This window comes from Xylanibacter ruminicola, assembly GCF_900142525.1.
GTDB classification, from domain to species: Bacteria; Bacteroidota; Bacteroidia; order Bacteroidales; family Bacteroidaceae; genus Prevotella; species Prevotella ruminicola_A.
In genome coordinates this window covers 1-1,722 of sequence record NZ_FRBD01000051.1, presented here as the reverse complement: position 1 = coordinate 1,722, position 1,722 = coordinate 1, and the positions used below count along the sequence as shown (strand labels likewise).

The 1,722-nt window shown below is 48.5% G+C and carries 1 protein-coding gene; it reads left to right on the top strand.

The annotated features are described in order from the left end of the window. The coding region (locus BUB86_RS16825; protein ID WP_139261760.1) for a non-ribosomal peptide synthetase at positions 1 to 1,722 on the top strand (1,722 nt) is incomplete at both ends.

Sequence of the window (1,722 nt, the reverse complement as noted above, 5' to 3'; positions counted from 1 at the left end):
CTTCGAGAACTATCCCGTTCCGCAGGGCATGGACGAGACACTGGAGGAATGGAACTTCAGACCCGTACAGACAGAGGAGGAACCGTTTAACGAGCTGTCTATAGCCATCGGACAACACAGCAACGGCACATTTGAGATAAAGATAGCCTATGATCCCTCACTGTATCCGCAGGAGGAAATCGGAACCGTGGAGAATACCTTTACCAGCATCCTCCAATCCATGGCAGCACAGTCTGATGCCAGGATTAAGGATATCCGGATAGTGAATGAGGAAGAGCAGACTGAGCTCATCAAGCTCGGTATGGGTGAAAGGATGGAATATGCCCCACCTGAAACATTGGTCAGCCTGTTCCGTGCTCAGGCAGCTAAGACTCCTAATAACATTGCCGTCGTATTCAAGGACCGGCAACTGACCTATCGTGATCTGGATGACCTGACCGACCATTTAGCTGCATACCTTATTAATAAGTACCATGTACAGCCCGAAGAGGCCGTCGGCGTCATGATAGAACGTTCAGAACTGATGGCTGTCTATCCGCTAGCCATCATGAAGGCCGGTGGTGCCTATATGCCGTTGGACTTCACCTTCCCGGAGGAGCGCCTGCAGTACATGTGCCAGGATGCCAACATAAGGCTCATACTCAGTGAGGAGGATAGGGTAAAGCAGGCAATGACCGGATTCAAGGGAGAGGTTTTCATGGCTGAAGACTTACAATCCCTACCTGCAAACACTGACCGGCTGCCAAAGCCGTTGCCGTCACAACGCTTTGTCATCCTATATACATCAGGATCAACAGGCAAGCCCAAAGGTGTCATACTGGAACATCACAATATCGTCATTTTTTGCCATTGGTATATCAGAGAGGCAGCCATAACACAGGAGGACAGGCTATTGGCTTTCTCCAATTTCGGTTTTGACACACACATGATGGATATTTATCCAGCCCTCTTCACAGGAGCTAGTGTGCATATCCTTTCAAGTGACATTCGCATGAACATGGAAGCGATGAACAGTTATATGGAACAAAACCGAATAACCATTGCTTTCCTCACCACACAAGTGGGACACCTCTTTGCCACATCCTTTAACAACACTTCGCTCAGGTTACTTACAGTGGCAGGTGAGAAATTACAACCCTTGAAGAAGCCTAATTATAGCGTAATTAACGCATACGGCCCCACTGAGTGCTTTGTGTCAACTTTTTATAATATCACACATGACTATGATTCAGCACTCATTGGAGTGCCCATAGATAACTACCAACTATTTATCATCGACGAATCCATAAGACTGCTGCCGCGAGGTATGGCAGGAGAACTGGTTATCGGCGGCGAGGGTGTGGCAAGAGGCTATCTGCACCCTTTGGAAAATGATACCAACAAGTTCTTTATGTTCATGGGGCAGCGTTGCTATCGCACTGGCGACCTCTGCCGCTGGAACGAACAAGGAGAGTTGGAATACCTCGGCCGTATCGATACTCAGGTGAAGCTGAGAGGTTACCGCATTGAGTTGGGCGAGATAGAAAGCCAGGCTTTGAAGTATGACGGCATCAAACAGGCCGTGGCAACCGTACATGACGAACAGCTGTTATGCCTGTATTATGCAGCAGACTGCGATATAGATGAAGGTACATTAAAGGAGTTCCTTGCCCAATCGCTGCCCGATTATATGGTACCGGCTGCTTACATCCATTTGGACGAGTTGCCGCTTACACCCAATGG